The following is a 13,093-nucleotide window of genomic DNA, read 5'->3' on the forward strand; positions in this document are numbered from 1 at the left end:
GCATCGGAATATCGGGTGCGGCCGGGAACCAGGGGGCGGTTTCAGCCGACTTCCTTCAAGCGGAGCTGCGATGAAGGGACCGATGTTTGTCCGGCCGACCGGGAAAGGCGCCAGGGCCTGTCGATGTGCACACCGGGATCCGGTACGGGCTCCCCGAGGTCGCGGCGCAGCGGGGTCCAGGCGTCACCGTCCTCCCAGCCGTGTCGCCCCGGCCCTCGCGGGCAGGTGTCAGTAGCGCACGGCGGTGAAATCGATGGGGCGGGGCTGAAGCGTGCGAACGCGGGCCGTCAGCTGTTCCAGCCGCCCGGCCATCTCCCGGGCGGGGAGCCGCTTGCGGTCGCCGTGTCCCGGCAGCAGCCACTCGAAACGCAGCCGGTCGGCGGTGCGCGCCAAGGACGCGCCCAACTCCTCGATGGAGTACCAGGTGACACTCTCGGCGACCTCCAGATCGACCGTGGTGCGCGACCAGTACAGGCTGTCGCCGCTGAAGCAGTACCGCTCGTCGGCGAGGTAGAGGACGCTGCCCCGGGTGTGACCGGGGAGCGGGTGCGCCATCACCCCCTCGCCGATCTCGACCGGGTCCGTGCCGCGCAGGACGTGGTCGGCGTCCGGCGCGGCGTCGAGATCACCCTCGTGGATCCACAGCCGGGCACCGAAGCGATCGGCGTAGCGGCGGCCGTGCGCGGCATGGTCCCGATGCGTGAGCAGGACGTCGGTGACGGGCCCCCGTTCCTCGTACCGTGCGGCCAGTCCGCTGCTCCAGCGTGGCGTGTCGATCATCATGGTGCCGGCCGGCCGCCGCAGCAGGTAGGAGTTGGCTCCCGCTGTGCGGATCGAGTTGTGCCCGCACAGGAGGACCTCCTCGTCCAGGGCCAAGGGGAAGGGATCCAGGGCACTGTCGAGCCGCCCGTCGACCTGGCGGATCGACCGGACATGACAGGCGAACGCGGCGGCGTGCAGTCGCCGGGCCTCCGCCTCGTTCCGCGGCTGCCGGATCATCTCGGAGCGGCCCGCGGCCTCGCGTATCAGTTCGGGGGCGAGCTGGCGCGCGACGTCGCAGTTCGTACAGCGGGCGTCGACGTACCAGCCGCCGTCCCCCTCGCTCGGCGCTTCCGCGGCGGTGACCGCGCCCCGGTCTCCCGTCGGCACGGTCGATACGGCTGACGGATCGTCGTTCATGGTGACTCCGTCCCGGCTTTGTCGGCCCGCGCCGGTGCGGACCGCACGTCTCCCCAGGGGTATCCCGCGCCGAGGGGAAAGAGGAAGAGGACCGGCGCTTGCGCTTCCCGGTCGAGAGGCGTCCCCGCCCCCGCTACGGCCGGTCCAGCGCCGCGAGGACGGCCAGGCACAGGGTGAGGCCCGTGGCGAACGTGATGCCGCAGCGCCGCAGGGCCGTCGGTACGGCGGCCCCCTCCCAGCGGGCGAGGGCGAAGGCGATCGCTGCGACGACGAGGGAGAAGAGGACGGCCACCGCCAGCGCGAGGAGCAGGAACGCCGGGAAGGTGTGTTTCATGAGGGCACCGCCTGGGTCGTGTGGAGTCGATGACGAAATACGACGATCCCCGGGCGGAATCGCAGGTGGGGCGGTTGGATGTTTCTCCGGTGACAACAGGGGGTTGTCCGGCGGACAAACCATGGGGGAGAGCGAGTGGGCGGGGAGAGGAAGCGGGCGGGGCGGCCGTGGGGAGCGGCCCGGGGCACCTGCGTCGAGATCAACCAGCTGGTCGCGGTGGTGCGGTCCTGGCTCGACGCGTCGGGGGTGTCCGTACGGGAGTTGCACGCACGGCTCACTCCCGAGCACTTCGTCGCCGGAACCGTGCCCGAGGTACGCCGGTTGCGTGACCGGTTGTCCGGCGAGTCACTGGAGTGGGATCTCGTCGAGGCCGTCGCCGACGTGTGCTTTCCCCACGAACAGGCCGACCTCTCCCGCCGCCGCCTCGGGGAGGCGAGGGCGCTGTGGGACCGGGCGGGCACCAACCCCACGACGATCACGCCGTCGCAGGAACTGGTGCCCGCACGGGAACTGCTGGAGGCCAAGGACCGCACCATCGAGGTCCTCCAGGAGATGCAGCGGGCCCGGGAGGCGTACGAGGCCGGTGAGCACGGACGGCAACAGGCCCTGTCGATCGCCACGCTGCTGTTCGTCATGCTCGGTCAGGCCCAGGCGAAGGTCGTGGAACTGAAACGCCGGCTCGACGCGATGGAGTGGGTGGCGGTCGACGTCCCGGGCGGCGAGGGGGTGGTCGAACTGCTGTCCCGTGCGCAGCGGCAGGAGACGGAACTCCGCGAACAGCTGGTGCGCGCCGAGCGGGAGCGGGGCATCGCCCAGCAGGTCGCCGACCACGCGGCGCGGCGTATCCAAGAACTGGAGGCCGAGCTGGCCGAGCTGCGGCTCCGTATGGGGGAGGACGAACCCTCCCGGACGCGGGAGCCGGCCCCCCCGCTGTCCGGGCCCGATCTGCACGCGCTCGGCACCGACGACGCCGCGCTCAACGACGTGGACCGTGCGCTGGAGAAGGCGCGCGCCGTTCTGGACGAGGGGCACGAGGCGGTCCAGCAGGCCGCCGACGAGGTGGGTTACTGGACGTCCTCGAACCCCCCGGGTTCCGCGGCGGGAACCGGGATGTACGTGCCCGGGCAACTGCGGCAGGACCAGGGAAGGCCAGCCGCAGGGTTGTCCGGAACAACCCCGGACAACCCGCCGACCAGCCCGCCCACCAGCCCGCCGACCAGCCCACCCGCCATCCCGCCCACCAGCCCGTCGACCATCCCGCCCACCATCCCACTGTCCAGCCCGCCGACCAGCCCCGGGACATCGGTCCCCGCGCTCGGATCCCCACCGCCTCCGGGCGCCGACCCCCAGGGCGATGTCTCCGAGTCGATCCGCCGGATCACCGCGGGACGGGACCCGGAGGACATCGTGAGGCGGCTGTGCCAGGCCCTCGTCCCCACCATCGCCGACGCGGTCATGGTCCATCTGCGGGACCCCCTCCCGGTGGGCGACGAGGAGCACACGGGCCCGCTGGTGCTGCGGCTGCAACAGGTCCACCCGCCGCACGCCGCGGAGGGCGCCGAGTCGTGCCACGTACGCCCCGGCAGCGCGCTCTCCGAGGTGCTGAACGGGGCACTGCCGGTCGCCACCGACTCGCCGGTCGGCTGCGCCGCGCTGCCGGAACTGCTCGGTGAGGGACACGGACGCGACGGCGGGCACACCGTCCTCGTGCCCCTGCACGGTCGCCGGCGGGTCATCGGCATGGCGGTCCTCCTGCGCCAGCCCTCGGGGCGGCCCTTCCAGGAGGCCGATCTGTCGGTCGCCGACGAGTTCGCCGTCCGCAGCGCGCTCGCCGTCGACAAGAGTCACAATCTGCGGGCCGCGGTCCAGAACCTCCATCTCGCCCGCAGTCTCGCGGACACCCTGCAGACCGTCGCCGACGGCGTCGTGACGGGACTCGGCTACGAACTGGCGTGTGTCAACCTCGTCCGGCCGGACGGCGATCTCGTCGTGGCCGCCTTCGCGGGCGACGCCGACGACGAGGCGCTCATCACCGGCCGCGTCGGCTCCCGCGCCTCCTGGGAGCGCCGCTTGCACATGGGTGAGGCATGGGGCGAGCTGGTCTTCATCCCCCACACCGAGGGCAGGGTGCTCGATGACGACGACGTACCGCAGTGGCACACCGACGGCCCGGCCCCCCGCTTCGAGGACGAGTGGCACCCCTCCGACCGGCTCTTCGCACCCCTGTACAACCGGACTGCTTCCGGCGCCCCCCAGGGTGAGCTGATCGGAGTGATCTCCGTGGACTGGCCCCTCACCCGTCGCCGCCCCCGGCCGGACGAGCGCCGGGACCTGGAGGAGTACGCCTTCCAGGCCGCCACCGCGATCAGCAACGCGCGGTTACGCGCGAACATGCAGCGCGCACTGGTCCGGCTGGACCGGGAGCAACAGTCCCTGCGCGCCAGCGAGGAGAGCTTCCGGCAGGCATTCGAGTACGCCCCCTCCGGCATGGCCATCGCCGAGATGGGCGGCGACGACCACGGCCGCCTCCTCCGGACGAACGACGCGCTGTGCCGCATGCTGGGCCGCCCGGCCTCCACCCTGCGCCGCTCCACGCTCACCGACCTCGTCCACCCCGAGGACATAGGCGTCCTGCTCCGCACCAGCGCCGAGGGCGGGCACGCGGAAGTGCGCCTGGGGCGCCGCGACGGCACCTTCGTGTGGGTCTCGCTGCGCAACAGCGTGGTCGCGGATGCCGCCGACGGTCCCCGCTTCCTGCTCAGTCACATCGAGGACATCGAGGAGCGCAAGCGCCGCGAGCTGGCACTCGCCCACCGCGCCTCCCACGACGCCCTCACCGGCCTGCCGAACTCCGCCGAGTTGCACGCCCGTATCGCCGCCCGGATCTGCGCCCTCCCGGAGTCGGACGTCGTCACGGAGGCACCGGAGGGAGCCGACGGCCCCCACCTCGACCACGCCGACCCGGCCGGAACCCACCCTTCCCACGTGGCGGCGCCCGTGGGTGCCAACCCCCGTGGCCTGGCCGTGATCTTCTGCGCCCTCCGCGACTTCAAGGCGGTCAACACCCGTTTCGGGCACGACGGGGGAGACGGCGTCCTCGTCGAGGTCGCCCGGCGGCTCGGCCGGACCGTACGCGACGGCGACACGGTCGCCCGATACGGCGGTGACGAGTTCGTCGTCCTCGCCGCCGACCTCAGCCCCGCCGACGCGCAGACCACGGCGGTGCGGTTGCAGAACCAGATCCACCTGCCGATCCGCCTGGGCGAACAGGCCACGCGCACCCGCGCGAGCATCGGCATCACCTGGGCCCAGTGCGGGACAGACCCCGGCGACATCCTGCGGGCGGCCCGCAGATCCGCGTCCTGAGGGGCCCGCCGCCGCAGCTCTCCCGACCCACGCCCACGCAGGTCAGGCGGGACGCGGCGGCGTCCGTATCTCAGATGTCCCGGAAGAGACCAGCGAGTGCGGTGACCTGCCGCGATGAGCGGTTGGCGGCCGCTGACCTGCGCGAATGACCTTTCGGCTATTTCACGTTCGTGCCGCTTGATGGGGCCGGAAGTCCCAGAAAAGTCCCAGGGGACTCCCACAGCTGACGGGTGTCTTTCGGCTCTGTACGGCAGGCCGGGTTCGTCGAACTGCCTAGTTTCCAGCCAGGGTGGTGGAGCCCGGATGTCGAGTAACTGGCGCTCGGCCGATGACTTGCGGGATGGTGGGGTCCTGATGATCGACGACGACTCCGAGGTCGCTGGTGACAGTGAGCCGGCAGTGCCCGCCAGCCCTCGGACGCCCTACAGCGAGAGGCCCGTCGCGCGGGCCCGGGGGGCGAAGGCTCAAGAGCTGATCGAGCGGCTCGTCGCCGAGGGCCGCTTTCGGATCACCGACCCTGATGACGACGAGGTCGCGGAGTGGGGGCGCGTCGTCAACTATGCGAAACGGCACGGCCTGGAACCAGCGGGCAAGCGCATTGAGAAGGTTCCGTACGGTGGGCCGGGGCTGGAGCTGTTCCTTGCGGATGGCCCGCATCCCAATGCGCGGAGTCAACGGGCGAAGGCGGGCGGGGATCCGGTTCCGGGCTGATGACCAAGAGGGCCACCATCTCGCCGTTGTTGCGCTGGTAGTGGCGGGTGCTGAGGTGGCTGACCTCGCACGTCTCCTCGATGCGGGCACCTGAGCGACGCAGGGTTTCGACCGCGGCCCAGTCCCAGAAGGCTGTCTCTTCCTCTGCTTCGATCTGGATCAGCTGCCCGGTGTCGTCCCGGACGCGGATGGGTGTGCGGTGGCCGCCGCGGGCGAGGGTGAGGTCTGCCGCCCACCAGGATGGGGTGTCCGGGCCGCTCGGTGAGGTCCAGCAGGGTGCGCGAGGCGTGTACGGGGTGGTGTCCAGGCCGTCGATGGCCGGGCGGGCGGTGCGCATCCCGGCAACAGGAAAATCTTGTCGGTCTCCAGTGCGGTGCCGTCCACGGTGGGCCGCCCGCGGCGTGGTGGAGCGGCCCTCGGCATGGAAGAGGTCCAAATCCTGGGCCCGGTCGACTGCCTTGTCCGAGCCGGAGCGGATGCCCTCGACGATGGCGTTCTACGGGCGACGGCGGCGGCCAGGTCCGTGGTGGGGGCGCTGGTGGTCACGCCGAACTCGGCGGCACGGTGTACCTGGTGGGTCACCGCGCGGAGGCGATCACCGTCTTGGTGGGGATGCAGCCGCAGTTGAGGCAGGTGCCGCCGAGTTTCTCCGTCTCTTTGTCATGGGCTGGGTCGGTGACCTGCGGGGATCTTTCCTGCGGGGCGCTGACCTGGCTCAGGCAGTTGGTGCCGCTGTGGGTCAGCTTTCCATGGTGTCCTTGATTTCGTCCTGGAGCCGCTTCTGCTCATCTGTGCTGAGCGAGTCACCCTCGACTACATGGAGGGCCCAGGGTGTATCGCACCAACCCTCATGACTCGGATCTGGGCAGATGGCGTCGACGAAGCGGTCAACCAGAGCGTCCTTCTGCTCTGCTGTGGCTTCCAGAGCGATGACCACTTTCCAGAGCTCAGGCGCGTCACTCATTTTCTGTGTCCTTCCATTGAGGGATGGCGAAAGGGATCGGCCACCGTACAGAGTGGCGGCCGATCCCCTCGTCTATCGGGCGTCAGCTGTCAGATCGGTCATGGACCGCATCCGCACCAGCTGCCGTACGTGCCGCCCCAGACGTAACTGCGCCACGCGATGCCCCAGGTCGAGCGGTTCTGTCGGCGCATCCAGTCAGGAGGGTTACGCATGTGGATCACCCTTGGGTTGTAGTTGCCGTCCCACCACTGCCTCAGACGGTTCTTGGTGCAGTCGAAAGTCCGGCAGTGCTTCGTGCGGCAGCCTCGGGGTGCCTGGCTGGAAGCGTCCTTCTTCGCCGCTCTGCTCGCCGCGTCCTGGGTCTTGCCCGAACCTGCGCCCCAGACGTATCCGGTACATTTGGGGTCACTGCCGACCAGGGCGCACTTGGCCTTGCACTTCCATGCCTGGCCGTCGAGGTCGAACTGGCTGATTGGGTCACCAGGATAGCCGTAGAGGTTCGCGCCACCCCCGACGATCGGGTCGACCGAAAGGAAGCGTCCGGTGTCCGGGTTGTAGACCCGAACCCCCATCAGGGTGAGACCGGTGAGGGTCTCACCCGAGCGCTGCTTTCCGCCCAGCCAGCCGTAGCGGACGTCCTGCTGTCCGGCCCTCGGGTTGCCGTTCTCATCACTGTCGAGCGCGAGCGGAGCCGCGCTGCTGTCCAGTGGGAGCAGGAGGGCAACGTCCCCATGGATGTTCGTGAGCTGGAGGACGCGGTCTCCGGTCTTGCTCGTTGTTGCGGTCAGTTCGCCGCTCGCCGTGGAGACGTTACGAGTCACTGCTCCGGTGGAGGTGTCCTCGATGATCCAGCGAGGGCTGTCGGACTCACTGCAGTAGTGGTTCAGCTTGGTCTGCACCGTGGTCCACGAGCTGCCGCTGCCGGTCTCCACCGTCCAGGACCGGAAGCGCTGTGCCGCATCCAGGGCCCAGGTCTGACGCTCGCCGTTCGCAGTCTGCCGGTAGACGAGGTCGTTGACGTAGAAGCTGAACGTGCCGTCACCGGGCACCGCAGTGGATCGCCCGAACGCGTCGTACGTGTAGCCGGTGTCGACGAGCCTGTCCGCGCTGTCGTACGTGTAATTGGTGGTGGTGCCTCCGCTGGTGGGGCAGTCGGCGCCCGGCGAGCCGGTCGCGGTGGTCAGGGACTTGCGGTTGGTGCGGGCGTCGAAGGTGTACGAGCGACGGGTGCAGATCGTCTCGGAGGTGTCCTCGACAGTGGTGAGACGTCCCGCTGCATCGTATTGATAGGTCTGGTCGGACCAGCCCGCGTGCCGGGACACCTGGTCGTGAGCCGTCGTGGCCACCGTGTCCGAGTAGACGATGGTGCCGTCGCTGTCCCGGGTGTAGGTGCGTTTGACAGTCGCACCCGTCGTGCCGTCGGTCACCTTGAGGGTGTAGCCGCCGGGCATCTTTTCGCTGCTGACCGAGCCGTCCGCGTCGTACATTGCCTGGAAGGCACCGGCGACCGAGTCTGTCGTGGTCGTGGCCAGGCCCCGCGGTTCAGCGGAGTGATCGTACGTGTAGGTCACGGTTGACGGGACAGAGTCACTTACCTTGACCGGGCGGTTGAGGATGTCGTACTCGGTCGTGGTCTTGCCGTTGTCGGCATCCGTGTAGGAGACCAGACGGCCGAGTTTGTCGTACTGCTTGGTGATGGTTCCGGCAGTGGGCGACACGGTCTTGACCGCGCGGCCGGTGGTGGTGTCGTACTTGGTGGTGCTCTCCGGCAGAGCTTGTCCTGTGCCGCCGCTCGTCTTCACCGTGGTGACACGGCCAGCCCCGTCGTAGGACGTGGTGGTGGTCCGGGTCACGCCGTTCGCGGTGTCAGTGACCTTGGCCGGGTTTCCCCACCAGTCGTATTCTGTCGTGCTGCTCGGCAGTTGGGTGGGGTTGGATCCGCCGCCGATGATCGCACCCCCTGGGCTGGTGGTGCACACTTGGTCGGCCCATTCGGGGCGTCCCTGGCACGTTCCGGTTCCGGTTGCCGCCCAGTAGGTGATCACCTGGGTCGTGACGTCGGTCCCGTCGGCGCCGGGCTGAATCTTCTTGGTGACGCGACCTTGTGCGTCGTATTCCGTCGTGGTGGTCAGGGCCAGTCCGGCTGGGTCCTGGACGGACTTCATGGGAAGACCCTTGGCCCAGTCGTACGTGGTCTCCTTGATCCGTGTCTCCCCTTGGACGCCGGGATGCTCGCGTACCTCCAGACCCGTGGAGACCTTGGTGACCTGGTCTTTGACCTTGGCTGTGCCGTCCGTGGGGCGACCCTCGTCGTACGTGGTCAGCGTCCAGGAGCGTCCGGTCACCGATGTCCCGGAGGGAACAAGAGTGGTCGTGCCGGACTTGAGGTCGGAAGTGAGATCCACCCTGTGCAGGGGACCGAACTCTTCCAGTTCGCGGGTCCCGGTGCTGTTGTACACCCACCGGTCGGAGAGCAATTCGGCGCGCTCGGCACTGGTCAGCTGAGCGATGCCCAACTCGGCCTGTTGCTCCCGGTCGGCCGCAGTCAGTCCGAGCGCGATCGCCCGGTTGGCGGCAGAGAGCTGGCGGACGGCGTTGCCGTGCTGGTCGTGCTCGGTGGTCGTGGTGTGCCCGCCCGGCACGACAAAGTTGACCTCGCGCCCGGAGGCGCCCAGATAGTGGATGCTAGCGCGCTGATAGCCAGTGGCCGTAAGTCCGCCACCGGCATGGGAGGCAGGCTTCACATCGGTGAGGAAGATCGCGGTTGCATCGGTCGGTGTATCGGTCTGTCCCCATGCCCTGACATCGGAGGAGCCCATCGCGTAGGGGGCCGCCGTGCCGGTCAGCGGCACGGCGTACACGAGGTTGGTGACGGCCTCGCCGTCCACCACGTCGAGGGCGCCTTGCTGCAGGGCCGGCCGGGAGACAGTGAGGAGCATTCCGTCAGCCGCCGCTGAGCTGGCTCCCGCCTTGCCGTAGGTGAAGTTCCACGGCAGATCGCCCGGCTGCGTGAGCTGGGTGACCCGACCAGAGCTGTCGTAGGTGTAGGTCGTCTTCAGAGCGGGACTGATCTGTGGGTTCCAAGCCTCGCGCAGCCTGCCGAGGTCGTCGTAGGCGTAGGTCTGGGTGACCCTAGAGGTGGCGTTCGCCGCGCCAGGTTCCGTTGCCCAGAGCCGAATCTCCTTTACCTGCCCGCTGTAGTCGCCGAATGCGCTGCTTGTGGCGGTGGTGGTTGTCGCGTAGACGAACTCAAGGACACGGCAGCCCTTCGTGGCCGGATCCGAAGAACAGGAGGTCGAGGTGACGCCGGAGTTCGGAGCGATGATCCGCTTGGGACGGGCGAGCGTCTTGCCGCCTGAGGTGATGGTCTCGGACACGACGGTTGTGCTGGTGCCGGTGAGCCCGACGGGCTCTGTCTTCGACACCTGCCACGTCGTGGCGCTCGCCTCGGGCTTGGTGAAGGTGGTTTCGATCCCCTCAGTGTCGGTCAACGTGAAGCTGCCGCTCACACTGCCCGTCAGTGTGAGGGACTCCGAGCCTGGCTCGGGGAACCAGCCGTCCTTCGCGGCGTTGGCCGTGAAGTGGATGCTGTCACCGTCTGCCGAGACCACGTCTACGGCCGTGTCGGACACCTTGCGCAGGTAGGTGGAGTTCGACTCCGTGAGCTGCGCGACCGTGCCAGACACCCATTCCTTGCCGAAGATGGCAGCCTGGCCCTCTTCCTGGGCCCCCTTGTTGGGGGTACGGGATGACGCAGTGCGCGAAACGGAGAGCGCGAACGCGGAAACGTCCGTCTCCGAAATGGTGTAGTCACCGGTGAGCAGGTTGACCAAACCTGGGCCAAGCCGCTCTGTCGCGGCACCCTCGGCGTTGCGGTCGACAACCACGGTCAGCGGCTCGGTGGCGCCGGACGTGCTGTTCGGGCCAGTGAAGTCGGCCTTGAGCTGCACAGTGCCATCGGGATCGACGGTGTCGGTGGTGTTCCACACCAGACCCGAGTTCTTGCCGCTGGTGAGGGCGACCGGCCATGCGGTGAGCGCGTTGCCACCCGAAGTGACGTCTCCGACTGGGATCTTGACCCAGGAGTCGGCCTCGGAGCGGCGCCAGGAGAACGAGACGCTGTCGTACTTGGTCGCGTCGGCCTCGGCGACCAGGGACAGGCGGCGTGCGGTGCGCTCGCCGTCGGAGGGCTGGACGAAGCCGCCCTGTCCGGCGTGGAAGGTGTACTCGATCGCCTCGGACTTGTTGTCCGCCTTGTCGACCGCGCGCACCTGCAGGGTGTGGGTGCCGTCCTGCGGTGGGGTGATGGGGATGGCCTTGTCGGCGGCGGATCCGCCGGTGGCGACCTTGGTCCAGGTGACGCCGTCCATGGACCACTCCAGCCAGTTGTGGTCGGACGCGGGCGGGGTGACGGTGAAGGTGCCGGCCTGCCCAGCGCCCTTGACCCACTCGCCCGACGGGTAGTCAGTGGAGACGATCTTCGATGGGGCGGAGGGGGCACTGGTGTCGACCGTGAAGGTCTTCCAAGCTGACCAGCCGGTGTTGTAGTGCGTGCCGTCGTACGGGCTGGTACGGAACTTGTACGTCTTGCCGTTGGCCAGCACCCCGGCGGGGACGGTCACTGAGGCGACCTGCCCAGAGGGCACGTACTTGGAGACGATAACGTTCCCGACCTGGCTGTTGGCAGCGTTGTCGTAGATCTGGAAAGTGCCGTTGACCTTGTCACCATCGGCGTCGACGAAGGTGTCCCGCAGCGTGGGCGTGGTGGTGTTCACCGTGTAGGCGCCGCTGTAGGAGAAGTACGGCGGGCCGGCCTCCTGCTTGGCGCCGGTGCGCGGCCGGTAGTTGTAGTTGACGACCAGCTTGGGCGGGTTGGAGGCGGCGTTGGCGGAGTTGACCCGCTTCCACTGGGCCACCACGGTCTCGCTGGAGGCGCGCAGGCCCATGTGGCCGCGGGTGGCCTTGGCGGACGCCCACTCCTGCACGAGCGTGGTCACGTCGGCGTTGATCCAGCCGTCCGGCTGGGTGGAGCAGCCAGGGTTGCCGGTAGTCTCGGTGGATGTGGCCTTCTTCGCCGTCCATGTCGGCTGCGAGGTCCAGCGAGAGGAGGTCGAGGCCGCCCCGGTGGACCACACCTCCCACGGATACAGCTTGCAGTCGGTGTTGGCCGAGTGGAAGTTCCACAAGCTCAGCTTGGCGTCGAGGATCATGGCGTCCTGGATCGGCGTGGTGTTCCAGGAGATGAAGGAACGCGCCGTCCGCGGGGTGCCATTCGAGTTGGTCGTGCCGGGGTTACCCAGGTCCAACTCGGTGTCCGTCGACCAGTCGACCGTCTCGCCCTGCTGCACGTAGGTGTCGAAGACGTTGCTCAGCGAGGAGGCGGACGGATCCACCGTCACGGGGTACTTGGTCTCCGGGTCGGCGAGGAACTTCGCGTCCGGCGTGACTACCAAGTCGACGGAGGAGCCCTTCTGCACGACCTTCAGGCCGACCTTGGCCTTGTGGGTGTGCTCGCCGGACCGCTTGTCGACGGTGGCGTCCCACATCACCGGGGCAGGCATGACGGCCCGCTTGTTGTTCTTCTTGTCGGTGAACAGCACACTCTCGTCGGCCAGTTGCTTCGCCTTCAGGCCCTTGGCCTTCAGCGGCAGGATGTAGGAGTAGCCGCCCGAGTCGGGGCGTTCCTTGATCTCGACGTACTGCTCGAAGCCTGTGCGTGTGGCCTCGACGACCACGTCCGCACCAGGCACGGCGTTGACGTACTCCGCGCGCGTCCCGTCGAGCTTCGGCTTCGGCAGCCCGCCCTTCCACTGCAGGGTGATCTGCTGGTCGCCCTCGCCTAGCGTCACCAGGTCGGTGGCCTTGGCCTCGCGCGCGGCCGTCAATGATTTTGCTGGCGTACCTGCCTTGCCCGCGAGTCGCAGCCCCTCCGGGTGCGCGACCGGCTCCACACCTGAGCCAGATTCACGCAGTTCCACATCGACGTCGACCCACTTGCCGTCCTGCTTGAAACGGACCGGCCCGGCCGCGAACTCGGTGGTGAGGCTGCCGTCCTTGTTCACCCACGTCGTCGATGTCTCGGTGCGCTCCGAGAGCGCTTCAACCCGCTTGCCGGACAGCCTTGCCGCCACACGGGCGGAAGGAATGTCAGCTGCCTGGGTTGCTGTCACTTTCTTCGGCGAGTCCGCGGCTTCAGGCGGTGCTGTTGCAACGGAACTTGTGGCGTCGAGCAGGGTGATGGCCATGGCCAAGGCGACACCGCCCGCTGTCCAGCGAACGTTCCCCCCGAGCCAAGGCCGCCCGCGCCGTCGGGGCGCGGATCTGTCAACCGTCATGATTCTTCGACCTCTCGCATTTTCATTGGCATCACCCACGTGATGACAATGTGAAGGTATGCGTCAGGTGAAGATCGGAAATGGTGACAAGATCGCAGAAGGTGGGCAGGGGGACGCCTTGATGCATTGGTGATCTGTGTCACTCTGGCGGTCAACTGGCGTGACAGGACTGGGCGTTCACCTAGGTGGTGCAGGAAATTCGGC

6 protein-coding genes are annotated in these 13,093 nt (G+C 68.4%); 2 read left to right on the forward strand and 4 right to left on the reverse strand.

The features are described from left to right. Nucleotides 1-228: 228 nt before the first annotated feature. Both ACIQNG_RS11070 and ACIQNG_RS11075 read right to left on the reverse strand, forming a co-directional pair. A complete protein-coding gene (locus tag ACIQNG_RS11070; RefSeq protein ID WP_401484059.1) occupies nucleotides 229-1,179 on the reverse strand; it encodes an MBL fold metallo-hydrolase in 951 nt (316 codons plus the stop codon). A gap of 133 nt (nucleotides 1,180-1,312) precedes the next feature. Further along, entirely contained in the window at nucleotides 1,313-1,513 is a 201-nt protein-coding gene (locus ACIQNG_RS11075) for a hypothetical protein (protein WP_401484061.1), read from the reverse strand. 1,851 nt (nucleotides 1,514-3,364) lie between these two features. Between ACIQNG_RS11075 and cdgB the strand changes: the two genes are divergently transcribed. Together cdgB and ACIQNG_RS11085 are read left to right on the forward strand one after the other, a co-directional pair. Further along, nucleotides 3,365-4,879: a diguanylate cyclase CdgB gene (cdgB, locus tag ACIQNG_RS11080; RefSeq protein WP_401484452.1), complete on the forward strand. Its 1,515-nt coding sequence runs from the start codon at nucleotides 3,365-3,367 to the stop codon at nucleotides 4,877-4,879. A gap of 354 nt (nucleotides 4,880-5,233) precedes the next feature. Then, nucleotides 5,234-5,590, forward strand: a complete 357-nt coding sequence (locus ACIQNG_RS11085; protein WP_401484063.1) for a hypothetical protein — start codon at nucleotides 5,234-5,236, stop codon at nucleotides 5,588-5,590. 739 nt (nucleotides 5,591-6,329) lie between these two features. Here the strand turns inward: ACIQNG_RS11085 and ACIQNG_RS11090 are convergent. Both ACIQNG_RS11090 and ACIQNG_RS11095 read right to left on the reverse strand, forming a co-directional pair. After that, the gene (locus tag ACIQNG_RS11090) at nucleotides 6,330-6,554 is read right to left on the reverse strand and encodes a hypothetical protein (RefSeq protein ID WP_401484065.1); all 225 of its coding nucleotides are present in this window, start codon (nucleotides 6,552-6,554) and stop codon (nucleotides 6,330-6,332) included. A gap of 98 nt (nucleotides 6,555-6,652) precedes the next feature. Further along, a complete protein-coding gene (locus tag ACIQNG_RS11095; protein WP_401484066.1) occupies nucleotides 6,653-12,799 on the reverse strand; it encodes a DNRLRE domain-containing protein in 6,147 nt (2,048 codons plus the stop codon). Nucleotides 12,800-13,093: the final 294 nt, after the last annotated feature.

Origin of the sequence: Streptomyces sp. NPDC091377 (genome assembly GCF_044757045.1) — a bacterium.
GTDB lineage: Bacteria > Actinomycetota > Actinomycetes > Streptomycetales > Streptomycetaceae > Streptomyces.

Excerpts from the sequence above, each read along its gene's own strand:
- ACIQNG_RS11070 (WP_401484059.1), bottom strand. The coding sequence starts at position 1,179 with ATGAACGACGATCCGTCAGCCGTATCGACCGTGCCGACGGGAGACCGG.
- ACIQNG_RS11075 (WP_401484061.1), bottom strand. The coding sequence starts at position 1,513 with ATGAAACACACCTTCCCGGCGTTCCTGCTCCTCGCGCTGGCGGTGGCC.
- ACIQNG_RS11085 (WP_401484063.1), top strand. The coding sequence starts at position 5,234 with ATGATCGACGACGACTCCGAGGTCGCTGGTGACAGTGAGCCGGCAGTG.
- ACIQNG_RS11090 (WP_401484065.1), bottom strand. The coding sequence starts at position 6,554 with ATGAGTGACGCGCCTGAGCTCTGGAAAGTGGTCATCGCTCTGGAAGCC.
- ACIQNG_RS11095 (WP_401484066.1), bottom strand. The coding sequence starts at position 12,799 with ATGGCCATCACCCTGCTCGACGCCACAAGTTCCGTTGCAACAGCACCG.